This is a genomic window from Geodermatophilus sp. SYSU D00879, assembly GCF_054050375.1.
This window is the reverse complement of sequence record NZ_JBJGZF010000002.1, coordinates 295,990-321,876: the sequence shown is the minus strand read 5'-3', so window position 1 is coordinate 321,876 and position 25,887 is coordinate 295,990. Positions and strand designations below refer to the sequence as shown.

General features: G+C 77.7%; 23 protein-coding genes. 16 read left to right on the top strand and 7 right to left on the bottom strand.

Annotated features, from left to right (window positions below; translation table 11 throughout):
• The first annotated feature begins 85 nt into the window (after positions 1 to 85).
• The 6 genes from ACI79B_RS04960 (at position 86) to ACI79B_RS04935 (ending at position 9,188) form a co-directional block, all read left to right on the top strand.
• The gene (locus tag ACI79B_RS04960) at positions 86 to 676 is read left to right on the top strand and encodes a TIGR03086 family metal-binding protein (protein ID WP_456929360.1); all 591 of its coding nucleotides are present in this window, start codon (positions 86 to 88) and stop codon (positions 674 to 676) included.
• A 77-nt stretch (positions 677 to 753) separates the two neighbouring features.
• Complete coding sequence (locus tag ACI79B_RS04955) at positions 754 to 1,626, top strand: hypothetical protein (protein ID WP_456929359.1); 873 nt, start codon at positions 754 to 756, stop codon at positions 1,624 to 1,626.
• A 38-nt stretch (positions 1,627 to 1,664) separates the two neighbouring features.
• Positions 1,665 to 1,955 (top strand): MGMT family protein, encoded by a 291-nt coding sequence (locus tag ACI79B_RS04950; RefSeq protein ID WP_456929358.1) that lies wholly within the window; start codon positions 1,665 to 1,667, stop codon positions 1,953 to 1,955.
• A 145-nt stretch (positions 1,956 to 2,100) separates the two neighbouring features.
• Complete coding sequence (locus ACI79B_RS04945; RefSeq protein ID WP_456929357.1) at positions 2,101 to 2,517, top strand: dihydrofolate reductase family protein; 417 nt, start codon at positions 2,101 to 2,103, stop codon at positions 2,515 to 2,517.
• Between the two features lie 46 nt (positions 2,518 to 2,563).
• Entirely contained in the window at positions 2,564 to 5,752 is a 3,189-nt protein-coding gene (locus ACI79B_RS04940) for an ATP-dependent helicase (RefSeq protein ID WP_456929356.1), read from the top strand.
• A gap of 16 nt (positions 5,753 to 5,768) precedes the next feature.
• Complete coding sequence (locus tag ACI79B_RS04935) at positions 5,769 to 9,188, top strand: ATP-dependent helicase (protein ID WP_456929355.1); 3,420 nt, start codon at positions 5,769 to 5,771, stop codon at positions 9,186 to 9,188.
• A gap of 113 nt (positions 9,189 to 9,301) precedes the next feature.
• Here ACI79B_RS04935 and ACI79B_RS04930 read toward each other — a convergent pair whose 3' ends face one another.
• Positions 9,302 to 10,138 (bottom strand): alpha/beta fold hydrolase, encoded by an 837-nt coding sequence (locus ACI79B_RS04930; RefSeq protein ID WP_456929231.1) that lies wholly within the window; start codon positions 10,136 to 10,138, stop codon positions 9,302 to 9,304.
• 63 nt (positions 10,139 to 10,201) lie between these two features.
• On the opposite strand from ACI79B_RS04930, the gene ACI79B_RS04925 reads away from it, so the two are divergent.
• Genes ACI79B_RS04925 through nudC form a run of 6 tightly spaced genes read left to right on the top strand, consistent with a single transcriptional unit; the run spans position 10,202 to position 17,859 of the window.
• Positions 10,202 to 11,605, top strand: coding sequence for a M20/M25/M40 family metallo-hydrolase (locus ACI79B_RS04925; RefSeq protein ID WP_456929232.1), 1,404 nt, complete (start codon positions 10,202 to 10,204; stop codon positions 11,603 to 11,605).
• Entirely contained in the window at positions 11,602 to 13,212 is a 1,611-nt protein-coding gene (locus ACI79B_RS04920) for a serine/threonine-protein kinase (protein ID WP_456929233.1), read from the top strand. Before ACI79B_RS04925 ends, ACI79B_RS04920 begins: the two co-directional genes overlap by 4 nt.
• 57 nt (positions 13,213 to 13,269) lie before the next feature.
• The gene (locus tag ACI79B_RS04915) at positions 13,270 to 14,166 is read left to right on the top strand and encodes a DUF2510 domain-containing protein (RefSeq protein WP_456929234.1); all 897 of its coding nucleotides are present in this window, start codon (positions 13,270 to 13,272) and stop codon (positions 14,164 to 14,166) included.
• A gap of 41 nt (positions 14,167 to 14,207) precedes the next feature.
• Complete coding sequence (locus tag ACI79B_RS04910) at positions 14,208 to 15,518, top strand: M16 family metallopeptidase (RefSeq protein ID WP_456929235.1); 1,311 nt, start codon at positions 14,208 to 14,210, stop codon at positions 15,516 to 15,518.
• On the top strand, positions 15,515 to 16,894 hold the full coding sequence (locus ACI79B_RS04905; RefSeq protein WP_456929236.1) for a M16 family metallopeptidase: 1,380 nt from the start codon (positions 15,515 to 15,517) through the stop codon (positions 16,892 to 16,894). Before ACI79B_RS04910 ends, ACI79B_RS04905 begins: the two co-directional genes overlap by 4 nt.
• Complete coding sequence (gene nudC / locus ACI79B_RS04900; protein WP_456929237.1) at positions 16,891 to 17,859, top strand: NAD(+) diphosphatase; 969 nt, start codon at positions 16,891 to 16,893, stop codon at positions 17,857 to 17,859. Before ACI79B_RS04905 ends, nudC begins: the two co-directional genes overlap by 4 nt.
• On the opposite strand, the gene ACI79B_RS04895 is transcribed toward nudC, so the two are convergent.
• The 3 genes from ACI79B_RS04895 to ACI79B_RS04885 form a co-directional block, all read right to left on the bottom strand.
• Positions 17,852 to 18,187: a hypothetical protein gene (locus ACI79B_RS04895; RefSeq protein ID WP_456929238.1), complete on the bottom strand. Its 336-nt coding sequence runs from the start codon at positions 18,185 to 18,187 to the stop codon at positions 17,852 to 17,854. The genes nudC and ACI79B_RS04895 overlap by 8 nt on opposite strands.
• Before the next feature lie 311 nt (positions 18,188 to 18,498).
• Positions 18,499 to 19,065, bottom strand: coding sequence for an ANTAR domain-containing protein (locus tag ACI79B_RS04890; protein ID WP_456929239.1), 567 nt, complete (start codon positions 19,063 to 19,065; stop codon positions 18,499 to 18,501).
• Positions 19,066 to 19,213: 148 nt separating this feature from the next.
• Entirely contained in the window at positions 19,214 to 19,477 is a 264-nt protein-coding gene (locus ACI79B_RS04885; RefSeq protein ID WP_456929240.1) for a mycoredoxin, read from the bottom strand.
• Positions 19,478 to 19,690: 213 nt separating this feature from the next.
• Here ACI79B_RS04885 and ACI79B_RS04880 point away from each other — a divergent pair, with 213 nt between their 5' ends.
• The 4 genes from ACI79B_RS04880 to ACI79B_RS04865 all read left to right on the top strand — a co-directional run bounded on the left by ACI79B_RS04880 (position 19,691) and on the right by ACI79B_RS04865 (position 22,959).
• Positions 19,691 to 21,730, top strand: coding sequence for an ATP-dependent helicase (locus tag ACI79B_RS04880; RefSeq protein ID WP_456929241.1), 2,040 nt, complete (start codon positions 19,691 to 19,693; stop codon positions 21,728 to 21,730).
• Between the two features lie 193 nt (positions 21,731 to 21,923).
• Positions 21,924 to 22,229 (top strand): hypothetical protein, encoded by a 306-nt coding sequence (locus tag ACI79B_RS04875; RefSeq protein WP_456929242.1) that lies wholly within the window; start codon positions 21,924 to 21,926, stop codon positions 22,227 to 22,229.
• A gap of 143 nt (positions 22,230 to 22,372) precedes the next feature.
• Positions 22,373 to 22,720 (top strand): WhiB family transcriptional regulator, encoded by a 348-nt coding sequence (locus ACI79B_RS04870; protein ID WP_456929243.1) that lies wholly within the window; start codon positions 22,373 to 22,375, stop codon positions 22,718 to 22,720.
• Between the two features lie 74 nt (positions 22,721 to 22,794).
• Positions 22,795 to 22,959 carry a hypothetical protein gene (locus ACI79B_RS04865; protein WP_456929244.1) on the top strand — a complete coding sequence of 55 codons (165 nt, stop codon included), beginning with the start codon at positions 22,795 to 22,797 and terminating at the stop codon, positions 22,957 to 22,959.
• A gap of 142 nt (positions 22,960 to 23,101) precedes the next feature.
• Here the strand turns inward: ACI79B_RS04865 and ACI79B_RS04860 are convergent, their stop codons facing one another.
• The 3 genes from ACI79B_RS04860 to ACI79B_RS04850 form a co-directional block, all read right to left on the bottom strand.
• The gene (locus ACI79B_RS04860) at positions 23,102 to 24,424 is read right to left on the bottom strand and encodes an ABC1 kinase family protein (RefSeq protein WP_456929245.1); all 1,323 of its coding nucleotides are present in this window, start codon (positions 24,422 to 24,424) and stop codon (positions 23,102 to 23,104) included.
• Positions 24,421 to 25,527, bottom strand: coding sequence for a ThiF family adenylyltransferase (locus ACI79B_RS04855; RefSeq protein WP_456929246.1), 1,107 nt, complete (start codon positions 25,525 to 25,527; stop codon positions 24,421 to 24,423). Before ACI79B_RS04855 ends, ACI79B_RS04860 begins: the two co-directional genes overlap by 4 nt.
• A gap of 109 nt (positions 25,528 to 25,636) precedes the next feature.
• The gene (locus ACI79B_RS04850) at positions 25,637 to 25,789 is read right to left on the bottom strand and encodes a DUF5679 domain-containing protein (protein ID WP_012950213.1); all 153 of its coding nucleotides are present in this window, start codon (positions 25,787 to 25,789) and stop codon (positions 25,637 to 25,639) included.
• Positions 25,790 to 25,887: the final 98 nt, after the last annotated feature.

Here is a 25,887-nt window from a genome sequence, read left to right as displayed (position 1 = left end):
CGGGGACGAGGCCGTTCCAGCGCCTCACCAGGGCCCGGCACCCGTCACGGGTGCCGGGCCCTCGGCGTCCGTGTTGACTGGCCCGGTGACCGAGCCGACGACGTCCCCCACCGAGCTGCTGGAGCTCTTCCAGCGCGCCCAGGCCACGTTCACCGACCGCGTCGACGCGGTCGAGCCGGGGCAGTGGGACCTCGAGGCGCTGCCCGGCTGGACCGTGGCCGACCTCGTCGCGCACCTGGTCGGCGAGGCGCACTGGGTGCCCGGCCTGCTGGCCGGCGAGCCTCTCGACGACGTCGCCGCGCGCGTGCCGTCCGGGACCGACGCGCTGCTCGGCGACGACCCGCTCACGGCGTGGGAGACCGTCGCGGACGAGGCGCTGGCCGCCGTCGCGACCGCCGACCTCACCGCCGGCACCGTGCACCTGTCCCGCGGGCCGACGCCGGCGCACGAGTACGTCGAGGAGCTCACCGCCGACCTCACCGTGCACGCCTGGGACCTCGCCCGCGCCACCGGCGGGGACGAGGCGCTGGACCCGGCGCTGGTCCGCGCGGCGGAGGCGATGGCCGGCCGGCTGCCCGCCGACGGTGTGCCCGGCCTGTTCGCGCCGGCGGTCGAGCTGCCCGACGGCGCCGACCCGCAGCAGCGCCTGCTGGCCCGCCTCGGCCGCCGGGCGTAGCCCACCCGACGCGTCGGAGGGCACTGCCGCCGCCGACGTCTCCCTATCCTCCGGGGGCACGTCAGCGGGAGGTGCCCATGAGTCAGCCGCCCTACGGTCCGCCCGGCCAGCCGGGTCCGTACGGCCAGCCGGGCCAGCCGGGTCCGTACGGCCAGCCGGGTCCGTACGGCCAGGGCCAGCCGCCGCAGTACGGCCCCTCCGGGCAGCCGGGGCAGTACGGGCAGCCGGGTCAGTACGGGCCGCCGGGGTCGTACGGGCCGCCCGGAGGTCCGGGGCCGGGACGCAACCGGCGCGGGCTGGTCGTCGGCCTCGTGGCCGGCCTGGTCGTCCTGGTCGTCGCCGCGGTCGCCCTGTTCTTCGTCCTCCGGGACGACGACCCGGCCCCGGCCCCGGCGGCCGGCGCCACGACCACGTCGACCGGCTCGTCGGAGGCCGGCACGTCGTCGCGCCCGTCCCCGAGTGCGCCGTCGTCGTCGACCAGCGCCCCTCCGCCGACGGGTGGGCCCGGGCCCGGCGGGGACCTGCTGGCGATCCTCCCGGCCGACTTCCCCGACTGCGCGGAGGCCGAGCTCGCCGGCGACGGCGACGTCGCCCACGCGTCGTGCGGCGCGAGCACCACCCAGCCCGGTCCGCAGCAGGCCGAGTTCTTCCAGTACCCCGACAAGGCGACGATGGACTCGGTCTTCACGAACGACGCCTCGGGGCAGGGGCTGGCGCAGCTCCCCGAGGGGCAGGACTGCACCGCGACGACCGGCGTCGGCTCGTGGGGCGGCGGGAGCAACAGCGGCCTGGTGGCGTGCGCCATCGACACCGAGAACAACGCGGTGGTCATCACCTGGACCGACGACGCGGCGCTCGTCGAGGGCATCGTCGGGGCGCCGGGCGCCACGCAGGCCGACCTCGCCGCGCTGTACACCTGGTGGCAGGCGAACAGCGACTACCGGCTGTGAGGCCACCGGCGTCCGGGGGCCCGCGCCGCGCGTCCGACGTGGACGCCGCCGACGTCGACGAGGCGGTGTACGACGCCGTCGACTCGATCCCGCCGGGCCGGGTGAGCACCTACGGGGCGATCGGCCGGCTGGTCGGCGTCGGGCCGCGCCGGGTGGCCCGCGCGCTGTCCGGCGGCAGCGGCGGGGCGGCCGTGCCCTGGCACCGGGTGGTCCGCGCCGACGGCACGTGCGCCGAGCCCGTGCGGGTGCGCCAGCTGGAGCTGCTGGCCGGCGAGGGCGTGCCGGTGCGCGACGGCCGGGTGGACCTGGCCGTCGTCGCCTGGCCCTGAGGCGGGCCGCCGACCAGGGTGGGCCCGTGGCCATGCTGCTGTACTCCGCGACCGCGTCGCTGGACGGCTTCATCGCCGGCCCGGGTGGCGACATGTCTGGCTGACCCCGCACCTCGGCGGGCCGAACCCGACGGCGGACCGGCTGGTGGCCCGCGTCGGCGCGCTGCTGGTCGGCGCCCGCACCTACGGCGGCGACGACCCGAACCGGGGCACCGAGCAGGAGGGCGCCTTCGGCGGCCAGTGGTCCGGGCCGGTCGTCGTCCTCACCCACCGGCCGCCGGCCGGGGCGCCCGACGGCGTGACGTTCACCGACGACCTGCACCGCGCCGTCGACCTGGCCCGCGAGGCGGCCGGGGACGACTACGTCAACGCGCTGGGCGCCGACGTCGCGCGGCAGCTGATCGAGGCCCGGCTGCTCGACGAGGTGCTGCTGTTCTTCGCACCCGTCCTGCTCGGCGACGGCGTCCGGGTGTTCGAGCACCCCGGTGGCACGCAGGTGCTGCTGGACCGCCTCCCCGGGGAGACCGGGCACTGGTACCGGGTGAGGTACCCGACCGCGTGACGAAGCGCTCCGTGGCGCTGTCGGTGAGTCGTGGTGTCATCGGAGGGTGGCACTGCGGGGGGACGAGGGTGCGCCGGTCTACCGGCTCGTGCAGCCGCACCGGGAGCCGGTGGCGCCGCCGCGCCTGGACCCCACCCAGCAGGCCGTCGTCGACCACGCCGGCGGCCCGCTGCTGGTGCTCGCCGGCCCCGGCACCGGCAAGACGACGACGATCGTCGAGGCCGTCGCCGCCCGCATCGACCGCGGCGTCGACCCCGAGCAGATCCTGGTCCTGACCTTCAGCCGCAAGGCCGCCGCCGAGCTGCGCACCCGCATCACCGCCCGGGTCGCCCGCACCATCCGCGAGCCGCTGGCGCGCACCTTCCACTCCTACGCGTACGGCGTGCTGCGGCGGGCGGCGCTGCTGCGCGGCGAGGCCCCGCCCCGGCTGCTCACCGCCGCCGAGCAGGACGCCGTCGTCGCCGAGCTGCTGCGCGGTGACCTGGCCGGCGAGGGCGCGGTCCGCTGGCCGGCGTCGCTGCTGCCCGCGCTGTCCACCGCCGGGTTCCGCGGCGAGCTGCGCGAGCTGCTGCTGCGGGCCACCGAGCGCGGCGTCGACCCCGAGCTGCTGGCCGAGTGGGCCCGGGAGACCGGCACCGACGCGTGGCTGCACGCCGCGGCGTTCCAGGAGCAGTACGAGGCGGTCACCGCCTTCTCCACGGCCGGCGGCGGCGACGCCTCCGGCTACGACCCCGCCGAGCTGGTCCGCGCCGCGATCGCCGAGCTGGAGGACGACCCCGAGCTGCTGCGCCAGGAGCGCGCGCGGGCCCGCTGGCTGTTCGTCGACGAGTACCAGGACACCGACCCCGCGCAGGTCGAGCTGCTGGAGCTGCTCGCCGGGGGCGGCGGCGACCTGGTCGTCGTCGGCGACCCCGACCAGGCCATCTACGCCTTCCGCGGCGCCGAGCCGCGCGGGATCGTCGAGTTCCCCGACCGGTTCCGCACCGTCGACGGCCGGCCCGCGCAGCGTCTCTCGCTCGGCGTCTCCCGCCGCTCGGGTCCGGCGCTGCTCGACGTCAGCCGCCGCGTCGCCGAGGCGCTGCCCGGCCCGTGGGAGCACCGCCGCCTGCAGCCGGTCGAGGGCGCCGACCCGGGCCGCGCCGAGGTGCACGTGTTCGGGTCGGCCGCCGTCGAGGCCGCCTACGTCGCGGACACGCTGCGCCGCGCCCACCTCGTCGACGGCGTCCCGTGGTCGGGCATGGCCGTCGTCGTCCGCACCGTGCTGGCCGTCGGCCCGCTGCGGCGCGCGCTGACCTCGGCGGGCGTGCCGGTCGAGGTGTCCACCGACGACCTGCCGCTGGCCGCGCAGCCGGCCGTCGCCCCGCTGCTGGCGGCGCTGACCGCGCTGCTGCCCCGGCCCGGCGACGAGCCCGGCGCGCTGGCCCTCGACGAGCCCGGCGCCGAGGCGCTGCTGGCCTCCCCGCTCGGCGGCGCCACCGTCCTCGACCTGCGCCGGCTGCGCCGGGCGGTGCGCATCGCGCAGGCCCGGCGCGGCGTCGACGCCGACGAGCGCGGCACGCCGCTGGCCACGGCGCTGGCCGACGCGCCGCTGCTGGAGGAGCTGCCCGAGGCGGTGGCCCGCCCGGCGCTCCGGGTGGCCGGGGTGCTCGCCGCCGGCCGGGTCGCGCTCGCCCGCGACGGCTCGGCCGAGGACGTCCTGTGGGCGATGTGGCAGCGCAGCGGCCTGGCCGGCCGGTGGGCGCGGGCCAGCGCCGCCGGGGGTGCCGCGGGCGCCGCCGCCGACCGCGACCTCGACGCCGTCGTCGCGCTGTTCGACGCCGCGGCCGGGTTCGTCGACCGGCTGCCGTCGGCCACCGTCGCCGCGTTCGTCGAGCACCTGTCGGCGCAGGAGCTGCCCGGCCTCACCGGCGCCGAGCGCGACGCCGCCACCGACGCCGTCCGGCTGCTCACCGCGCACGCGTCCAAGGGCCTGGAGTGGGACGTCGTGTGCGTCGCCGGCGTGCAGGAGGGCATCTGGCCCGACCTGCGCGACCGCGGCACGCTGCTGGGCACCGAGCTGCTGGTCGAGCGGGTGGCCGGCATCGACGGGACGTCGGTGGACCGGCGCACGCAGATGCTGGCCGAGGAGCGGCGGCTGTTCTACGTCGCCGCCACCCGCGCCCGGGAGCGGCTCGTGGTCACCGCCGTCGAGGGCGCGCTGGACGGTCCCGACGCCGGGGCCACCGCCTCGCGCTTCCTCGACCTCGTCGTCGCCCCGCCCGACGACGGCCGGCCGCTCACGCCGCTGCCGCGCTCGCTCACGCTGCCCGCGCTGGTGGCCGAGCTGCGCCGCGCGGTCAGCGACCCGCAGACCGAGCCGGCCCGCCGCTCGGCGGCCGCGGCGGTGCTGCGCCGGCTGGCCGCCGAGGGCGTGCCCGGCGCCTCCCCGGAGGACTGGTGGGGCCTGGCGCCGCTGTCCGACGACGCCCCGCTGGTGCCGGGCGACGAGGTGGTGCGGGTGCGCCCGTCGGCGATCGAGACCTTCCAGCGCTGCCCGCTGAAGTGGGTGCTCGGCGCGGTCGGCGCCGAGGCCGCCCCGGAGTCCCACCGCACGGTCGGCTCGGCGGTGCACGCGGTCGCGCAGAAGGTGGCCGAGGGGCTGCCGCCCGCCGAGGCGCGGGCCGCGCTGGCCGAGGAGCTCGACGCCCTCGACCTCGGCCCCGGCTGGGCCGACCAGCGGCAGCGGGTCGCCGCGCGCGACATGCTCGAGCGCTTCCTCGGCTGGCACGCCGCCAACCGCCGCGAGCTGCTCGCCGCCGAGGCCGACTTCGACGTGACCGTCGGCCGGGCGCGCATCCGCGGCCAGGTGGACCGGCTGGAGCGCGACGCGGCGGGCCGGCTGGTCGTCGTCGACCTCAAGACCGGGCGCACCCACGCCAAGGAGGTCGACACCCACGGGCAGCTGGCCGCCTACCAGGTGGCGGTGGCCGCCGGCGCGTTCGGCGACCACGGCACCGCCCCCGGTGGGGCGTCGCTGCTGCAGGTGGGTACGGGGACGAAGGCCAAGGAGCAGGCGCAGGACGCGCTGCCGCCGGACGTGCCGCTGGGGGAGACGTGGGCGGGGCAGCTGGTCGCCGAGGTCGGCGAGGGCATGGGCGCGGCCACCTTCGAGGTGCGCACCGGCAGCCACTGCGGGCGCTGCCCGGCGCGGCGCAGCTGCCCGCTGCACGAGCGCGGCCGGCAGGTCACCGCGTGACCCGGTGGGGACACCGGTGAGCCGCCGCACGCCCACGCCCGACGAGCAGCTCTCCTTCGACGACCTCCTGGGCCCGGCGGCCGCCGAGCCGGTCGAGCCGAAGCGGCTGCTCGACCCGGCCGAGGTGGCGGCCCGCTGCGGGCTGTCCTACGCGCCCTCGCCGGAGCAGGCCGGCGTGGTGTCCGCGGCCGCCGACCGGCCGCTGGTCGTCGTCGCCGGGGCCGGGTCGGGCAAGACCGAGACGATGGCCGCCCGCGTCTGCTGGCTGGTCGCCAACGAGCTGGTCGCGCCGGAGGAGATCCTCGGCCTCACGTTCACCCGCAAGGCGGCCAGCGAGCTCAACGAGCGGATCCGGCTGCGGCTGACCGCACTCGCCCGCCACCCCGAGACCGACCCGCAGCTGAGGGAGCGGCTGGCCGTCGCTATGCCGACGGTGTCGACCTACCACGGGTACGCCGCCTCGCTGGTGTCCGAGCACGGGCTGCGGATCGGCGTCGAGCCCGGCGCCGGCGTGCTCGGCCCGGCCATGTGCTGGGGGCAGGCGGCCGCCGTCGTGTCCGGCTGGACCGGCGACATGGACGACGTCCCGCTGAGCCCGCTGACCACCACCGAGGACGTGCTGGCGCTGGCCGCCGAGCTCGGCGAGCACGACGTCAGCCCCGCGGCGCTGCGGACCTGGACCGCGCGCCTGGAGGCGCAGGTGGCCGGCTACCCCGACGCGAAGGGCAAGCGCGGCCCCTACAAGCCGGTGGTCGAGATGCTCGCCCGGCAGCGCGCCCGGGTGGCGCTGCTGCCGCTGGTCGAGGCGTTCGAGGGGCGCAAGCGCGCCGCCGGGGCGATCGACCACTCCGACCAGGTCGCGCTCGCCGCGCGGATCGCCGTCTCCGCGCCCGAGGTGGGCCGCCGCGAGCGGTCGCGCTGGCGGATCGTGCTGCTCGACGAGTACCAGGACACCAGCGTCGGCCAGCTGCGGATGCTCGAGGCGCTGTTCGGGCGGGCCACCGGCCACGCGGTGCTCGCCGTCGGCGACCCGCGCCAGTCGATCTACGGGTGGCGCGGCGCCTCGTCCGGGACGATCGAGCGCTTCGACCGCACCTTCCCCGGCGCCCGCAGCAAGCGGGCGGAGCGGCTCACGCTGGCCACGAGCTGGCGCAACGACGGCGCGGTGCTCGACGTCGCCAACGCCGTCGCCGGGCTGCTGCCGGCGCCGGTCGTGGCGCTGCCGGACCTCACCGCCCGGCCGGGCGCCGGGCCCGGCACCGTGCTGGCCGGGCTGTACACGACGGTGGCCGAGGAGACCGACGCCCTCGCCGACCGGCTGGCCGCCTGCTGGCGCGGCGAGGACCCCGCGCTGCCGCCCCGGCCCGACGGCCGCCCGCCCACCACGGCGGTGCTCGTCCGCACCCGCAAGCAGCTGCCCGGCATCGCCGCCGCGCTGCGCGCCCGCGGGCTGCCGGTGACCGTCGTCGGGCTCGGCGGGCTGCTCGAGGTGCCCGAGGTGTCCGACGTCGTCGCCACCCTCACCGTGCTGGTCGACCCCTCCGCCGGCGACGCCCTGGGCCGGTTGCTCACCGGCGCCCGGTGGCGGATCGGCCCCCGCGACCTGGCCGCGCTGGAGGCCCGCGCCCGCTCGCTGGTGCACGCGCGCAAGCCGGACGGGGACGACGACGAGGCGGTCCGGCGGTCCGAGCGGGGCAGCATCGTCGAGGCGCTCGACGACCTCGGCGACCCCGGCGCGTACTCGCGGGCGGCCTGGCGCCGGCTGCGACGGCTCGGTGGGGAGCTCGCGCACCTGCGCGGGCGGCTGGGGGAGTCGCTGCCGGACCTGGTCGACGAGGTCGCCCGGACCCTCGGCCTGGAGACCGAGCTGGCCAGCACTCCCGGCGTGAGCCCCGGGGCGGCGCGGGCGCACCTGGACGCGCTGCACGCCGTCGCCGCGGAGTTCACCGAGCTGGCCGAGCTGCCCTCGCTGCCGGCGTTCCTCGGCTACCTGCGCGACGCCGAGGAGCGCGAGCGGGGCCTGGAGCCCGGCGAGGTGGCGGTCGACCCGGAGTCGGTGCAGCTGCTCACCGTGCACTCGGCCAAGGGCCTGGAGTGGGACGTCGTCGCCGTGCCCGGCATGACCGCCGACCAATTCCCCTCGCGCACCGACACCAGCGACTCCTGGGTCAAGGACCCCGGCGCGATCCCGGTCGACCTGCGCACCACCGACCGCGCCGAGCTGCCGCAGCTCAGGCTGCCGGTGCCCGGCTCCGGGGACCAGGCGGCGGTGCGCGCGGCGCTCGAGGACTACGTGGAGGAGTGGAAGGCCTTCGGCGAGGCCGAGGAGATCCGGCTGGGCTACGTCGCGGTCACGCGCGCCAAGCACCTGCTGCTGTGCTCGGGCAGCTGGTGGCGCGAGGGCGTGAAGCCCAACGGACCCTCGGTGCTGCTGGACACCGTCCGGCGGGCGTGCACCGCCGGCGCGGGCGTCGTCGTCGCCTGGGCCGAGCGGCCGGAGGAGGGCGCGACCAACCCGGCGCTGGAGGAGTGGCCGGTCGGGGTGTGGCCGGCCGACCCGCTGTCCGAGCCGCGCCGCCGCGCGCTCACCGCCGCCGCGGAGCTGGTCACGGGCGCCGCCCCGCACCCGCTGGACCCGGAGGCCGCGCTGGGCACGTCCGACCCGGTGGTCGAGCAGTGGGTGCGCGAGGCCGACCTGCTGCTGCGCGAGCGCCGCCGGACCGCGCGGCCGACCGTCGAGGTGCCGCTGCCCGGCCACCTGTCGGTGTCGGAGCTGGTCGCGCTGCGCCGCGACCCGGCCGAGCTGGCCCGCCGGCTGCGCCGGCCGATGCCGTCGGCGCCCGCGCCGCTGGCCCGCCGGGGGACGGCGTTCCACGCCTGGCTGGAGGAGCGCTTCGGCGTCGCCCGGCTGCTCGACCTCGACGAGCTGCCCGGCTCCGGCGACGAGTCGGCGGCGCCCGACGGCGCGCTGGGCGCCCTGCAGGCGGCGTTCCTCGCCGGCCCCTGGGCCGACCGGCAGCCGGTCGAGGTCGAGGTGCCGTTCGAGACGCCGCTCGGGCCGCTCACCCTGCGCGGCCGCATCGACGCCGTCTTCGCCGACGGCGAGGGCGGCTTCGAGGTCGTCGACTGGAAGACCGGCCCACCGCCGTCCGGCGCGGAGCTCTCGGCGGCCGCGGTGCAGCTGGCCGCCTACCGGCTGGGCTGGTCCCGGCTGACCGGCGTCCCGGTGGAGAAGGTGAGCGCGGGCTTCCACCACGTCGCCGCGGGCGTCACCGTGCGCCCGGTCGACCTGCTCGACGAGGCCGGCCTGCTCGCCCTGGTCACCGGTGAGGCCGTCCACGACGGCCTGCCGCCCGAGCCGGACGACGAGCTGCCCCCGCCGCCCGAGCCCGACGACGACGAGCTGCCCCCGCCGCCCGACGACGACCTCGGCTGACACGTCGGCGCCTTCGCGCCGCCGCCACGGGCCCCACCCTCACCCCGTGGTGCCCGACCTCGCCCTGCAGCGCGAGGTCGGGCACCCCACGGCGAGGACGGGCGGGGGAGCGGTCAGCTGGAGGCGATGCGGTCCAGGATCGCGGCGGCGAGCTGGTCGGGCGCCTGCTCGGGGATCCAGTGGCTCACCCCGGGCAGCTCGACGAAGCGGTAGTCACCGGCGACGAACTCCCCGCAGCCCTCGGCGGCGATCCGGCCGATGGCGATGTCGGCGTCGCTCCAGACGAAGGTGGTGGGCACCGGGACGTCGTCCACCGGCGTCGACGAGCTCATCGCCCGGTACCAGTTGAGCGCGGCGGTCAGCGCACCCGGCGCGGACAGCACGGCCACGTACTGGTCGACCGCCTCCGGGTCGACGGCGTCGCCGTACATGCGGCGCAGCCGGCGGGCGCCGTCGGCCAGCAGCACCTCCTCGGCCTTGCCCTCCTGCCAGAACAGCCGGATGTAGGACGAGCGCTCCTTCTGCTCCGGGTCGGAGCGGAAGGCCGCGGTGAACGCCGTCGGGTGCGGCACCGAGACGGCGGTCAGCGACCGCACCCGGTCGGAGTGCCAGCCGGCCAGCGCCCACGCCACGTTGGCGCCCCAGTCGTGCCCGACGACGTCGGCGACCGGGACGTCCATCGCGGTCATGAGGTCGGCGGTGACCTGCGCGAGGTTGGGCAGCGCGTACGAGTCGACGTCGAGGGGCCGCGCGCCGGGGGAGTAGCCGAGCTGGTCGACGGCGTAGGTGCGCAGCCCCGCCTCGGCCAGCCGCGGCGTCACCGCCGCCCACGACGCCGAGGTCTCCGGGAAGCCGTGCAGCAGCACCACCGGCCGCCCGTCCCCGGGGCCGTCGGCCCGCACGTCGAAGGTCAGGTCACCGACGTCCACCCGCAACAGTTCTCCCGCCATGCCGCCGAACCTAACGAGCGGGGCGCGACGTGTCGGCGCCGGTCCGCCGCTACCGTCGCGCTCGTGACGAGCCCGGAACGCGACTTCGTGCAGGCCCACCTCGACGACCTCCACGCCGACCTCGACGCCTGGCTGCGCATCCCCTCGATCTCGGCCGACCCGGCGCACGCCGGCGACGTCGCGGCGAGCGCGGAGTGGCTGGCCGGGGCGCTGCGCCGCACCGGGTTCCCCGTCGTCGAGATCTGGCCGACGCCGGGCGCCCCGGCCGTGTACGCCGAGTGGCCCAGCGCCGACCCGGACGCGCCGGTGGCGCTGGTCTACGGCCACCACGACGTGCAGCCGGTCGACCCGCTCGAGCTGTGGGACCGCCCGCCGTTCGAGCCGACCCGCGTCGAGACGCCGGCCGGTCCCGAGCTGCACGCCCGCGGCGCCATCGACGACAAGGGCAACGTCGCCTTCCACCTGCTCGGCATCCGCGCGCACCTGGCCGCCACCGGCCGCGACACCCCCGCCGTCACCGTGAAGCTGCTGGTGGAAGGCGAGGAGGAGTCCGGCTCGCCGCACTTCGCCGACCTGCTGCGCGAGCGCGCCGACCGGCTGGCCTGCGACGTCGTCGTCGTCAGCGACACCGGCATGGCCGCCCCCGACGTGCCCAGCGCCGTCGTCGCGATGCGCGGCCTCGCCGACGCCGAGATCACCCTGCGCGGCCCGGCCGTCGACCTGCACTCCGGGTCCTTCGGCGGCGGCGTGCCCAACCCGCTGCACGCGATGGCGTCCCTGCTCGCGGCGCTGCACGACGAGCAGGGCCGGGTCACGCTGCCGGGCTTCTACGCGAAGGTGCGGGAGCTGACCGACCGCGAGCGCGAGCTCATGGCCCGCGTGCCGTTCGACGAGGCCGCCTGGCTGGCCGGGCCGGCCGCCTCCCGCGCCACCGCCGGCGAGGCCGGGTTCAGCACGCTGGAGCGGGTCGGGGCCCGCCCGACCGCCGAGGTCAACGGCATGTGGGGCGGCTACACCGGCCCCGGCCACAAGACGATCGTCCCGGCCGAGGCGCACGCCAAGCTGACCTTCCGGCTGGTCGCCGACCAGCGTCCCGAGGACGTCGGCCCGATGCTGCGCGCGTGGGTCGAGCAGCACCTGCCCGAGGGGATCACGGCCGAGGTGCACACCCCGCCCGGCGGCGTCGCCCCGTGCGCCAGCGACCTCGACTCGCCGCACACGGGCGCCCTGCTGCGCGCGATCGGCCGGGCCTTCGACACCGACCCGGACGACGTCCTGTTCACCCGCGAGGGCGGCAGCGGCCCCGAGGCCGACCTGGTCGAGGTGCTCGGCGCGCCGCTGGTCTTCCTCGGCGCCGGCCTGCCCACCGACCGCATCCACTCGCCGAACGAGCGGGTGCTGCTGCCGATGCTGCACCGCGGCGCCGAGGCCGCGGCCCATTTGTGGCGGGAGCTGGCCGCGCGGTGACCGCGCCGGCGGACGGGCGCTTCGGCCCCTACCGGGTGCTCGGCGTGCTCGGCCGCGGCGGCATGGGCCAGGTGCTGCGGGCCCACGACGGCGAGCACGAGCGCGACGTCGCGCTCAAGGTGCTGCACCCGCAGTGGGCCGCCGACGAGAGCTACCGCGAGCGGTTCCGCCGCGAGGCCCGCATCGCCGCGCGGCTGAACGAGCCGCACGTCGTCCCCATCCACCGGTACGGCGAGGTCGACGGCCAGCTGTTCCTCGACATGCGGCTGGTCGAGGGGGAGGACCTCGCCTCGCTGCTGCGCCGCGCGGGGCGGCTGTCCCCGGCCCGCGCGGTCGACGTCGTCGGCCAGGTGGCCCGCGCGCTGGACGCCGCGCACGCCGGCGGCCTGGTGCACCGCGACGTCAAGCCGTCCAACGTGCTGCTGGTCGCCCGCGCCGACGGCGGCGACCTGGCGGCGTCCGCGCCCGGTGAGGACTTCTGCTACCTCGCCGACTTCGGCATCGCCCGCACCTCGGCCGACGCCACCGGCCCGGCGCTGACCGGCACCGGGATGGCGGTGGGCAGCACCGAGTACATGGCGCCCGAGCGGTTCGGCTCCGGCCCGCTCGACGCCCGCGCCGACGTCTACTCGCTGGCCTGCGTGCTGTTCGAGGCGCTCACCGGGCGGCGGCTGTTCGCCGGCGACGACCCGGTGGCGCTCATGGCCGCGCACGTGCACGAGCCGCCGCCCCCGCCGTCGTCCCTGGCCCCGGGCGTCCCGCCGGCGCTCGACGCGGTGGTCCTGCGGGGCCTGGCCAAGGACCGCGACCGGCGCTGGCCCACGGCCGGGGCCATGGCCGCCGCCGCGCGCGCCGCGCTGGCCGAGAGCGGCGTCCCCGTCCCCGGGGGCGACGCCGGGACGGCGGTGGGCCCGGCCCCCGACGGCGCCCCGGCCCGGGCGGTCACCCGGCAGCAGGGGACGGACCGCCCGGCCGCGCCGCCGACCACCGTCGGACCGCACCCGCCGGCCCCGCAGCGGCCCGCCCGCCTGCCGTGGGTGCTCGCCGGGCTCGGCGCGGTCCTCGCGCTCGCTCTCGCCGGGGCGCTGGTCGCGGTGGTCCTCCGGCTCGACGCCGCCCGCGAGGACGCCCGGGCGGCCGGCCAGCGGCTGGTCGCCACCGCGCTGGCGGCCGGCACCGCCCCCGCCGGGTGCACCGCGGAGGAGCCCGCCGACGGCGTCCTCCGGGAGCTCGGCTGCCCGGGCGACCCGGAGGCGGACGGGCCGTCCGGGGTCACCTACTCGGCCCACGACGGCGACGGCGCCGCGCGGGCCCTCGCCGCCGACGTCGAGGCGCAGGGGCTCCCCGAGCTCGAGGACCGCTGGTCCTGCGGCCAGGACCCCGAGGACGGGGACGGCCCCACCGGCTGGTTCCCGGTCCTCGACGACGACGGCACCGAGGTCGGCCGCGCGGCGTGCTGGGTCGACGGCGAGGGCGACGCCGTGTTCGCGTGGACGTGGGACGACCTGGGGACCCGCGCCGTGGCCGAGCTGCGCGGCGGCGGCGTCGACGGCCTGTACGCGCTGCGCAACTGGTGGGACGACAGCGCCGACCGCGGCTTCGGTTGACCTCCCCCGCGCCGCGGCGGCCGGGGACGGCGCGCCTGCCGCCCTACGCTGCCCCCCGTGACCGGACCTGGGCTGACGCGCGCACCCGCGGGGTGGTACCCCGACCCCGACGGCGCCCCCGGGATGGTGCGCTGGTGGAACGGGGAGACCTGGTCCGACGTCACGACGCCGGCCGGTCCCGGCGTCGCCGTCCAGGCGCCGCCCGTGGCCGCGCCCCCGTCGCCCCGGGACGGCGGGTCCTGGCAGCCGGGCCCCGTGTCGCAGCCGGCCCGGCGTCCCCGCACGGCCTGGTGGGTCGGCGGCTCGGTGCTGGCCGTCGTCGCCGTGGTCGTCGTCGCCCTGGTCGTCGGCCTGTCCGGGGGCAGCCCCACCGGACCGGGCGCCGGGACCGACGCACCGGCCGCCGGTTCCTCGCCGGCCGGCCCGACGTTCCCGCCGGGCACCGTGCGGATCGTCGACGAGGAGTCGGGCATCTCCTACCCGTTCCTCGGCAACGGCTGGTACGAGTACGACCTCGGCCTCATGCCCGAGACCCGCACCATCGCCGGGCAGTACTTCACCACCCAGGAGCTGACCCCCGACGGCGGCAACTTCATCGCCCAGTGCACGTCGGGACCGGTCTCCGACGGCTACGGCTGGACCGGCCCGGGCAGCGAGCAGGCCACGGTGACGGCGCTGGCCGACAGCGTCCGCGCGGCCTACTACCCGTACCCCAACGAGCGGGAGGTGCTGCGCGACGAGGCGCTGAGCGTCGACGGCCACGCCGCGCACCTGGTCGAGTTCCAGCTGACCTGGGACGTCGAAGGCTACGACTCCACCGGCGAGCGGGCGGCGCTGCTGGTCGTCGACGTCGGCCGGCCCGACCCCGCGCTGCTCTACGTCTCGATCCCCAACACGCACGCCGAGCTGTACGGGACCATCGACCGCGTCATCGCCGACATCGACGTCTTGTAGGCCCCCGGCGCGGCGGCGTCCCGCGTGGTTAGGGTCGGTCCGTGACAGCAGCCGGAGCCGACCTGACACTGCGGCACCCGGTGGAGCGCTTCACGCTCGACAACGGGCTGCGAGTGGTCCTCGCACCCGACCGCAGCGTGCCGGTCGTCGCCGTGACCGTCTTCTACGACGTGGGCATGCGCAACGAGCCGGAGGGCCGCACCGGCTTCGCCCACCTCTTCGAGCACGTCATGTTCCAGGGCTCGGCACACGTGCCGAAGATGGAGCACGCCCGCCTGGTGCAGGCCGCCGGCGGCACGTTCAACGGCTCGACCCACCAGGACTACACGAACTACTACGAGGCGCTGCCCGCCGAGGCGCTCGAGCGCGCGCTGTTCCTCGAGGCCGACCGGATGGCCGCGCCGGCCATCACCGAGGAGAACCTCCGCAACCAGATCGACGTGGTCAAGGAGGAGATCCGGGTCAACGTGCTCAACCGGCCCTACGGCGCCTTCCCCTGGCTCCAGCTGCCGCAGATCGCGTTCGAGAGCTTCGCCAACACCCACGACGGCTACGGCTCCTTCGTCGACCTGGAGAGCTCCACGGTCGCCGACGCCGAGGACTTCTTCTCCCGCTACTACGCGCCGGGCAACGCGGTGCTGTGCATCGGCGGCGACCTCGACGTCGGCGAGACCGAGCGGCTGGTCCGCCGCTGGTTCGGCCCGGTCGAGGCGCGCGAGGTGCCCCCCACCCCGTACACCGGCGAGCCCTCGCCGACGACGGTGCGCCGCGACGTCGTCGAGGACCGGCTGGCCCCCGCGCCCGCCGTCGCGCTGGGCTGGCGGGTGCCCGACCCGGTCGGCGACCTCGACACCTACCTCGGCACCGTGCTGCTCGCCGAGCTGCTCAGCGAGGGCGACGCCTCCCGCCTGGAGCGCCGGCTGGTGCACGACGACCGCCTGGCCGTGGCGCAGAGCAGCTACGTGGGCCTGTTCGGCGACCCGTTCGACGTCCGCGACGCCACGCTGCTCACCACCCAGGTGCACCACCCGGCCGCCGTCCCCGTCGAGGACGTGCTGGCCGCGGTGCACGAGGAGATCGGGCGGGTCGCGAGCGAGGGCGTGAGCGCCGAGGAGCTGGCCCGGGTGCAGGCCCGCACCAGCGCGCAGCTGCTGCGGCAGGCCGACTCGGTGCTCGGCCGCACGCTCGCCTTCGCCGGCGCCGAGCTCGTCCACGGCCGCGCCGAGCTGGCCGGCGAGCTCGCCGCCCGGCTGGCCGCGGTCACCCCCGACGCGGTGCAGGTCGCCGCCAAGGGACTCGATCCCGGCACCGCCGCGATCCTCGAGCTGCGCGCCACCGGAGGAGCCCGATGAGCGCCCCCGTCCTCGACCTGGACCTCATCCCGCCGCTGGGCGAGCCGCGCCCGCAGCCGGTCCCCGAGGTCGCGACGACGACGCTACCCAACGGGCTGGCCGTCGTCGTCGTGCCGCGGCCCGGCGTGCCCCTGGTGGAGCTGCGGCTGCGCGTGCCCTTCGCCGCGACCTCCCCGCGCGGCGCCCTCCAGCACGCCGCCCGGTCCTCGGTGCTCTCCGGCGCGGTGCTGCTCGGCACCGGGCAGCGCGACGCCACCGCCGTCGCCGAGGCGCTGCAGGGCCACGGCGCCGAGCTGACCGTGGCCGCCGACCCCGACCGGCTGCTGTTCTCCACCCCGCTGCTGGCCGAGGGGCTGGCCCCGGTCCTCGGCGTGCTCGCCGAGGTGCTCACCGACGCCGCCTACCCGGGCGACCAGGTCGAGGCCGAGCGCGACCGGGTGGCCGAGCGGATCGCCATCGCCCGCTCGCAGCCCGGCGTCATCGCCCGCACCGCGCTGGCCGCCCGCCGCTACGGCACCCACCCCTACGCCGCGCAGCTCCCCGCACCGGACCTGGTCGGCAAGGTCACCGGCTCCGCGCTGCGCAAGCTGCACCGCGAGCGGCTGCTGCCCGCCGGCAGCACGCTGGTGCTCGTCGGCGACCTCGACGTCGCGGCGGCCACCGACGCCGTCGCCGCCGCGCTCGGCGGCTGGACGGGGGAGGGCGCCGCCGCCGGCGCCAAGCCCGCCCCGACGCTCGCGCCCGGCCACCTCGAGGTGGTCGACCGGCCGGGCGCGGTGCAGTCCAACATCCGCCTCGGCGGGCCGGCGCCGGGCCGCACCGACCCCGACCTGCCCGCCGTGCGGCTGGCGAGCATGGTGTTCGGCGGCTACTTCTCCTCCCGGCTGGTCGAGAACATCCGGGAGCGGCGCGGCTACTCGTACAGCCCGCGCAGCGCCGTCGACCACCTGGCCGCCGCCTCGTCGTTCCTCGTCGAGGCCGACGTCGCCACCGAGGTCACCGGCGCCGCGTTCCTCGAGACGTGGGCCGAGCTCGGCCGGATGGCGCTGGCGCCGGTCACCGAGGCCGAGCTCGACGCCGCCCGCCGCTACGTGCTCGGCAGCATGGCGCTGTCGACCGCCACGCACGCCGGGCTGGCCAGCACGCTGTCCGCGCTGGCCGGGTCGGGGCTGTCGGCGGAGTGGCTGGCCGAGCACCAGCGCGCGCTGGCCGAGGTCACCGTCGAGCAGGTGCAGGAGGCCGCGCGGCGCCACCTGGCGCCGGCCGCGCTGACCGCCGTCGTCGTCGGGGACGCCGAGCGGGTCACCGACGCCCTGCGGGCCCTCGGCCCGGTCGACGTCACCGCCAGCGCCGCCGCCGCGCCGGACCCGGCGTGAGCGTCCCGCCGGGCGGCAGCACGCCCGACGACGTCGCCTCCCCGGAGGCGGTGCGCGGGTTCTGGCCGGCCGGCACGCCCGACACCACGGGCGCGGTGCCGGTGCTGTCCCGCTCGGCGCACGACCGCGACCACCTCGGCCGGGCGCTGGAGGACCCCACCCGCGGGCGGCCGGTGCGGGTGCTCACCGTCGACGACCGCCGCGCCGTCCCGGTGCGCGAGACCGACGGCGGCCCCGAGCTGGTCTGGGACGAACAGCCGGCCCTGCCGGCGGGCGCGGTGTACCTCGGCGAGGCCGGCGGCGTCCCCTACGCCGCGGTCCGCGGCGAGCGGGCGCTGACGGTCAACGGCCGTCCGGTCGACCTGTGGACCGGGCTGCGCGAGGTGGGCGCCGACCTCGGCGACCTCGACGCCGGCCTGCTCGCCCAGGCCGTCGGCATCCTCGAGTGGCACGAGCGGGCCCGGTTCAGCCCGCTGTCCGGCGCCGCGACGACGATCGAGCGGGCCGGCTGGGTGCAGCGCGACCCGGTCACCGGCACCGAGCTGTTCCCGCGCACCGACCCCGCGGTGATCATGCTGGTCCACGACGGCGGCGACCGCTGCGTGCTGGGCCGGCAGGCGGTGTGGCCGCCCGGGCGGTTCTCCATCCTCGCCGGGTTCGTCGAGCCGGGGGAGTCCGCCGAGGGCGCGGTGGCGCGCGAGGTCGCCGAGGAGGTCGGGCTGGCGGTCACCGACGTCCGCTACGTGAGCAGCCAGCCGTGGCCGTTCCCGCAGTCGCTCATGCTCGGCTTCGTCGCGCGGGCGGAGGGGGACCTGGAGCTGCGACTGGACCCGACCGAGATCGAGGAGGCCCGCTGGTGGACCCGCGACGAGCTGCGCTCGGGCCGCGGTCCCGCCGCGCTGCCGCCGCCGGTCTCGATCGCCCGGCACATCATCGACCGCTGGGTGGCCGGCGAGCTCAGCTGAAGCGGCCCTGCAGGACCAGCGCCGGGTGCTCGGGGCGGTCGGCCAGCACCACGGCGTCGGCGAGCAGCACGGGGTCGACCTCGTCGTCGTAGCGGTCGAAGGCGGGCAGCTCCCACGCCTGCTCCGCGGGGAAGCGCCGCTTCCGCGCGGCCGGCGCCACCCGCAGGTGGACGACGACGTCGAAGGCCAGGCCCACGCCCTGCAGCAGCGGGCCGGGGACCAGCAGCACCCCGCGCGGTGGCACGGGGCGGTAGCCGGCCCGGGCGGCGCGGTCGCGGGCGACGTCCCACAGGACCGGCAGGTACTCGGCCGGCCCGCCGGGACCCACCCGGTCGAGCACCTCGCGGGCCAGCGCGCCGGCGTCGAGCCAGTCGGTGTAGCGGGCGTCGGGGTCCGTGCGGCCGTGCTCGAAGCGCAGGGAGGCCGGCCGGAGGAACCCGGCGGCCGGGACGACGACGGCCGGGCGGCCGAGCGCGGGCAGCCGGTCGGCGACCGCCCGGGCCAGGTCCTCGGGGCCGGCGACGTCGGGCCCGTCGACGGCGACGCGCAGGGCGGCCGCGCCCGGCTCGGGGTCGGCGTCGGCGAGGAGGGCGGCCAGCCGGTCGGCCAGCGCGCCCGGGGTCAGCGGCTGCGGACCGCTCAGCGGCGGCCGTCCGCGGGCACGGCGGGGCCGGGGCGGCCCGGCGCGTGCGGGACCCGCCGGCCCGGCGGGCGGCGGGGGGCCGGCGGCAGCGCCGTGGCCGCCTCGGCGGCCGCGCCCTCGAGGGGCTCGAGCACCTCGCGGGCCAGCTCGTGCACCGGCCGCCCGAGCGAGCGGGCCTGCGTGCGCAGCGTCTCGAACGCCGCGCGCGGCGAGGTGCCCTGCCGCTCGGCGAGCACCCCGATGGCCCGCTCGGTGGCGACCCGGGAGGCCAGCGCGTGCTCCAGCTGGGCGACGGTCCGCTCGAGCGCGGCGATCCGGGCGTCCCGGGGGTCGCCGTCGGGTCCGGCGTCGGCCGCCCCGCGCGCGGCGCGCCGCGTCGCACGGTCGGGGTCGGCGGGACCGTCGAGCTCCTCGGTGACGAGGTCGGCCAGCGACAGCCCCTCCAGCAGGTCGGCGACGTCGTCGGCGCGGCCGGGGGACAGGACGCTCCAGCCGCGGCCGGTCCGGGCGAGCACGACGGAGGGGCGGTCCGCGGGCGGCTCCTCCGGAGTCGCTGCGGACACGGGGAGGTGCACGGCGTCCGAGGTCACGACAGCGGCTCCCGCGGGTGCTCGGCCGGTGGGCCGGGTGGACGTCGGCGCGTCACGGTCGCGACCCGCCGGGGGACGATGATGCACCGCCGGGGGTCGCGACCCCCACACCACCCGCCGATCAGGCGCTGGGTTGCTGCGCGAGCTGCGCCTTGACCTGGTCGATGCTCGGGTTGGTGAGGGCGCTGCCGTCGGCGAAGACCAGGGTCGGGACGGTGCGGTTGCCGCCGTTGGCGTTCATGACGACCTCCGCCGCGGCGGCGTCGCGCTCGATGTCGACCTCGGCGTAGTCGATGCCCTCGACCTGCATGAGCTTCTTGAGCCGCACGCAGTACCCGCACCAGGTGGTGGTGTACATCGTCACGGCGGCGGGCGCGGCAGTCACTCGGGGTCCTCCAGGCAGTCGGGGCGGGGACGCGACGGCGTCCCAGGGGACCAACACCGCGGGCCCGGCGCCTCTTCCCGGTCTCCCCGTCCCCAGGCGCACCGGCCGTCCCCAGGCGCCGGGGTGTCCCTGCCGTCTGTCGTCCCGGGCTGGGACACTCGCAGGAGCGGTCCGCCGGCCGCCGTCCCCCTGTGCCCTCGGAGGAACCACCGCATGCCCCGGACAGCCGACGCGCCCCTGGCGACCCCCGGGTCCGCGGGGACCTCCGCCGGCGCCGAGGCGGTCCTGGCCGGCCTCGACGAGGAGCAGCGCGAGGCCGCCTCGGCGGTGACCGGCCCGGTGTGCATCCTCGCCGGTGCGGGGACGGGCAAGACCCGCACGATCACCCACCGCATCGCCTACGGCGTGCACACCGGCGCGTTCGTCCCCGAGCAGGTGCTCGCGGTGACCTTCACCGCCCGCGCGGCGGGGGAGCTGCGCACCCGGCTGGCCGGCCTCGGCGTCGGCGGGGTGCAGGCCCGCACCTTCCACGCGGCGGCGATGCGCCAGCTGCGCTACTTCGCGCCGCGCGTGCTCGGCGGGCCGCTGCCGCCGCTGATCGAGAACAAGCTGCGGGTCGTCGCGTCGGCGGCCACCCGCAACCGGCTGACCACCGACCGCACGAGCCTGCGCGACCTCGCCAGCGAGATCGAGTGGGCCAAGACCACCCTGGCCACGCCCGAGGACTACCCGGCGCGTGCTCAGGCCGCCGGCCGCGAGCCGCCGTTCGACGCCGCGGCCGTCGCCCGCGTCTACGCCTCCTACGAGTCGGCCAAGCAGCGCGACGGCGCGCTCGACTTCGAGGACCTGCTGCTGGTCACCGCGTTCGCGCTGGAGGAGCACCCCGACGTGGCCCGGCAGGTGCGCGCGCAGTACCGCCACTTCGTCGTCGACGAGTACCAGGACGTCAACCCGCTGCAGCAGCGGCTGCTCGACGCCTGGCTGGGCGGGCGGGCCGACGTCTGCGTCGTCGGCGACCCCAACCAGACGATCTACTCCTTCACCGGCGCCGACCCCGACTACCTCCTGGGCTTCGCCGACCGCTATCCCGACGCCGCGGTGGTCAAGCTCGAACGCGACTACCGGTCGACGCCGCAGGTGGTGGGGCTGGCGAACAAGCTGATCGGGCAGGCGCCGGAGCGCAAGAGCATCTTCCGGCTCAAGCTCCTCGGCCAGCGGGCCGAGGGCCCCGAGCCGCGCTTCTTCGAGCACCCCGACGAGCCCGCCGAGGCCGCCGCGGTCGCCCAGGCCTGCCGCGCGCTGATCGAGAACGGGACGCCGGCGTCGGAGATCGCGGTGCTGTTCCGGATCAACGCGCAGTCCCAGGTCTACGAGTCCGCGCTGGCCGACGCCGGCGTGCCCTACGTCCTCAAGGGCGGGGAGCGGTTCTTCGAGCGGCCCGAGGTCCGCGAGGCGGTCGTCCTGCTGCGCGGCGCCGCCGCCGGCGGTCACGAGCCCGGCGCGCTGGTGCCCACGGTGCGCGACGTGCTGGCCGCGACCGGCTGGGTGGAGCACCGCCCGCCGGCCGGGGGAGCGGCCCGCGACCGCTGGCAGTCGCTGGCCGCGCTGGTCGACCTCGCCGTCGACCTGGTGGCCGAGGACCCGACCACCGACCTCCAGCGCTTCGTCACCCACCTCGCCGAGCGGGCCGACGCCCAGCACGCGCCGACCGTCCAGGGCGTGACCCTGGCGTCGATGCACGCGGCCAAGGGCCTCGAGTGGGACGCCGTCTTCGTCGTCGGCCTGGTCGACGGCGTGGTGCCCATCTCCCAGTCGCTGTCCCGGCCGGAGGCGGTGGAGGAGGAGCGGCGGCTGCTCTACGTCGCGGTCACCCGCGCCCGCGAGCAGCTCACCCTCTCCTGGTCCCTGGCCCGCAACCCCGGCGCCAAGCGGGCCCGCCCGCGCAGCCGCTTCCTCGACGGCCTGGTGCCCGGCTCCACGCCGTCGGCCCCTGCGCCGCCGCGGAGGACCAAGCGGGCCAAGGTCGTGCTCGAGGGCGAGGCCGGGGAGCTCTTCGAGCGGCTGCGCGCCTGGCGCAGCAGCACCGCGCAGGCCGCCTCGGTGCCCGCCTACGTCGTGTTCACCGACGCCACCCTGCAGGCCATCGCCGAGGCGAAGCCGACGAGCATCCGCGAGCTGTCCGCGCTGCCCGGCATCGGCGCCCGCAAGCTGGAGATGTACGGCGAGGACGTCCTCGCCACCGTGGGCGGCTGACCGGTCACCGGCCGTGCCCACCGCACGGCCGGACCGGCGCGTCCCACGCCATCGGAGGACGCGCCCGTTAATTGCGTTGCGCCGCTGCAGTGACCTTCCCTACTGTCCTGCCTGCGCCCGACGGACGACCGCGGGCGCGCCAGACCGAGCCCGGCCCGACCGCCGGACTCCGACCCCGGGAGGAGGGGTAACGATGATCGACATGCGCTGCGTCCTCGCCCCCGCCGGGGTCTCCGCCTGGGGCGCCCTCGTCGTGCGTCCGGCCCTGACCGGCGCCGTCCCGTCCGCGCGGCCGCGCTACGCCGTCGTCAAGACGATGACGCCGTTCGACCTGACCGGCACCGCCGTCGCTGCGCCCACCGCTCCGGTCCAGGGGACCGGTCTGCCCACCGCCGGGGACTTCGGCACCGGCGTCGGCGGCACCGATGTCCTCCGCACCCACATCTCCAACCAGCGCCACACCCTCGGGATCCACTCCCCGGGGAGACCGCAGAGCTAGCCGCTCGACCGGTCCTCCTCGAGGCCGCGGAACCCGAACCCCGGGATCCGCGGCCTTCGTCTTATCCGCGGCACCCGGCCCGACCACCCCGGTCGGCGGGCCCCCGCCGGCCGCGCAGACGACGAGTACGAGGAGGAGCGGCAGTGCAGCAGACGATCGACCGCCCGACGTCCCACCGCCGACCCGGGCTCCCCCGGACCGGCGGCGCCACCCCGAGGACGCCGCACACCCCCCTGGCCCCGGCACCGGTGCGGCGCCCCCTGCCGTGCCGCGGGACCGACGACCCGGACCTGTGGTTCGCCGAGAGCCCCGCGCTGCTCGAGCAGGCCAAGGTCCTGTGCGGGGAGTGCCCGGTCCGCGACGCCTGCCTGGCCGGCGCCCTGGACCGCGGCGAGCCGTGGGGCGTCTGGGGCGGCGAGATCTTCGAGCGGGGTGTGGTCATCCCGCGCAAGCGCCCGCGGGGCCGTCCCCGCAAGGTCGTCGCGGCGTGAGCCGGGACGGCGACAGCCGACAGCGACAGCCATCCGATCGGGCACCGACGCCCGACGAGCACCGAGGACCCCCGATGACCACGTACGAGTACGACCTGGCCACCACGCGGCTGCGCGAGCTGCGCGCCGAGGCCGACACCGCCGGCCGCGTGCGCCGGCTGCGGGCCGCCCGCCGGTGGGCCCGCCGCGCGGAGTACGCCAGCCGGCGTGCGGCGCGGGCCAGCGCCGCCGTCCGCTGAACGACGGCACCCCTCGGGGACCCGGCGACACGCCGAGCCCCTCCCGGTCGAGGCCGGGCTCCCGACGCTCCCGGTGCGTCGGGAGCCCGGCCTCTCGTCGTCCCGCGCCGGTCGCGGCCGGTCGGTCCGGGTCGGGCGCGGCTCAGGCCTTGAAGCCGGGCAGCCACTCCTCGAGGACGCCGCGGTAGTCGGCGGCGGCGTCGAGCTGGCAGAGCACGCCGATGGAGCCGATCGTCACCCGGTGGATGAGCAGGTAGGCCGGCGGCAGGTTGAGCTGGCGGCCGAGCTTGCTGGCCTCGGTGCGGGGGTCGGCGAGGCGGGCGGCCTGCTCCTGCATCCACTTGCGGGTGAAGCGGAAGCCCGGGCTCTCGACCGGCTCCAGCATCGGCCGCAGGTAGTCCAGCACGCCCTGGGCGTCGACCTCGATGCCCGGTCGCACGAACCCCTCGGCGCGCAGGTCGGTGAGCACCTCCTCGGCGCGGCCCTCCAGCGCCCAGCGGACCAGCCGGCCGATCGGCTCGGGCAGCCCGTCGGGGAGCCGGGCGGTGGCGCCGAAGTCGATGACGCCGAGCCGGCCGCCGTCGACGAGCCGGAAGTTGCCCGGGTGCGGGTCGGCGTGCAGCAGCCCGGCCCGCTGGGGGGCGGAGAAGTGCAGCACCGCCATGAGGTGGCCGGCGCGGTCGCGCTGCTCGCGGGTGCCGTCGGTGATGACCCGCGACAGCGGCAGCCCCTCCAGCCACTCCGAGACGATCACCTTGGGCGCGCTGGCCACCACCCGCGGGACGACGATCTCCGGGTCGCCCGCGTAGGCGGCGGCGAACTGCCGCTGCGCGTCGGCCTCCAGCCCGTAGTCGAGCTCCTCGATCACCCGGGCGCGCAGCTCGGCGATGAGCGGCTTGACGTCCATGCCGGGGAACAGCGCGGCGAACAGCCGGGCGAACCGGGACAGCTGGTTGAGGTCGGCCATCAGGGCGGTGGCCGCACCGGGGTACTGGATCTTCACGGCGACGTCGCGGCCGTCGCGCCAGGTGGCGCGGTGCACCTGGCCGATGCTGGCGGCCGCCGCCGGCTGGTCGTCGAACTCGCGGAACCGGGTGCGCCACGTGCCGCCGAGCTGCTGGGCGAGCACCGCGTGCACGGTGCGCACCGGCATCGGCGGCGCCGCCTCCTGGAGCTTGACCAGCGCCTCGCGGTAGGGGGCGGCCACCTCCTCGGGGACGGCGGCCTCGAACACCGACAGCGTCTGGCCGAGCTTCATCGCCCCGCCCTTGAGCTGGCCCAGGACGGCGAACAGCTGCTCGGCGGTGCGCTGCTGCAGCTCCGCGGCGACCGCCTCCGACGACTGCCCCGACAGCCGCTTGCCGATCCCCAGCGTGGCGCGGCCGGCCGCACCCAGGGGGAGCGAGGCCAGCCGCGCGGTGCGCGAGATCGAGCCCCTCGGGATCCCCCGTGCGTCGTCGGTCACCGTGCCATTGTCCCCGACGCGGAGCCCGGGCCGCTGACGGAGCCGTGGTGGGCGTCACCCGGAGGGGCGGGCGTCCCCTCGCACCCGCAGGACGGGTGCGGCGGCCAGCGGCGCAGCCGCGGCACGAGCCCCGGAGGCGACAGCTCCACCGTGCCCGCCAGCGCCGCCGGGCTGCCGCTGCCGTCGAGGTAGGCCAGCGCCGTCTGCGCCGCGGCCAGCGCGGTCGCCCAGCAGGTGAGGGTGGACCCGCCGGGGACGTCGGCGGCGGTGAGCTGGGCGGCGAGCACCGGCCAGCGCGGGTCGGCGTCGCGACGGCGCAGGTCGGCGCACCGCAGGCAGCCGGTGACGCCGGGGACCACCAGCGGCCCGACGACGCCGGTGTCCCCGCGGACGGCGGCCACCAGGTGCGCCACGCCGGCGTCCCGCAGGCCGGCGACCAGCGGGTCGGAGGCCGCCCAGGGCCGGGCGAGGACGACGAGGTCGGGGACGGCGCCCGGCGGCAGCGGGCGCAGGTCGGTGAGCGGGCTGGCCCGGCGGACGGCGTCCGCGGCGGCGAGCGAGCGGGTCCGCCCCTCGTCGGCCGCGGTGAGGCCGCCGGCGACCGTGTCGGCCGCGGTCGCGACACCGTCGTCGCGGACGTGGACCCGGCCCACGCCGCTGGCGGCCAGCAGCGTCGCCAGGGGCACGCCGACCCGGGTCGCGCCCTCGACGACGACCGTCGCCGCGCGCCGGGCGTGCCAGCGCACCGCGCCGTCGGGGTCCCGCGCGGCGGGCAGCTCCGCGGCGGTGCGGGCCGCGCCGGCCGGGCCGGTGTCGGAGGCCAGCAGGTCCGCCGCCTCCAGGTCGACCAGCGTGCCGGTGGCCCGCAGGTGGTCGAGCAGCGCGGCGACCGAGCGGGGGTCGAGCCCGTCGCCGGCGGCGTCGGCCAGCACGGTCCGCTGGGAGCGCCGGCCGTCGAGGCCGCGCAGCAGGGCGGTCACCGCGGCCGGGGCGGAGCCGACCAGCACGCCGTCGCGCTCGACCCCGCCGACCTGGACGGCGTCGGGGGAGCGGCGGAGCAGCGGCGTGCCCGGGGGCAGCAGGGGGTGGGCGGTGTCGGACACCCGCGCAGGGTGGCAGGACCGGGCCGGCGCCCGCTGCCGTCGTCCACAGGGCCCGGGGACGACGACGGCGGCGCCCGCGGTGCGGGACGCCGCCGTCAGGAGGCAGTGCCTAGGCCTTGCCGAGGATCCGGTTCATCTTGGTGCCGCAGACCGGGCAGGTGCCCTGGGCCATCCGGCGGCCGGACTCGCTGACCTTGACCTCGCCGTCGAAGTCCCGCTTCTCCTTGCACTTCACGCAGTAGCCGTTGTAGCTCTCCGCCACGGTGCCTCCTCTTTCAGCTGCTCGGCGCCCGTCCGGGCGCCGTCTCCGCGAACGCTACCCGGACGGCCCTGTCCGACCCGTCCGGCCGGGGAACCCGG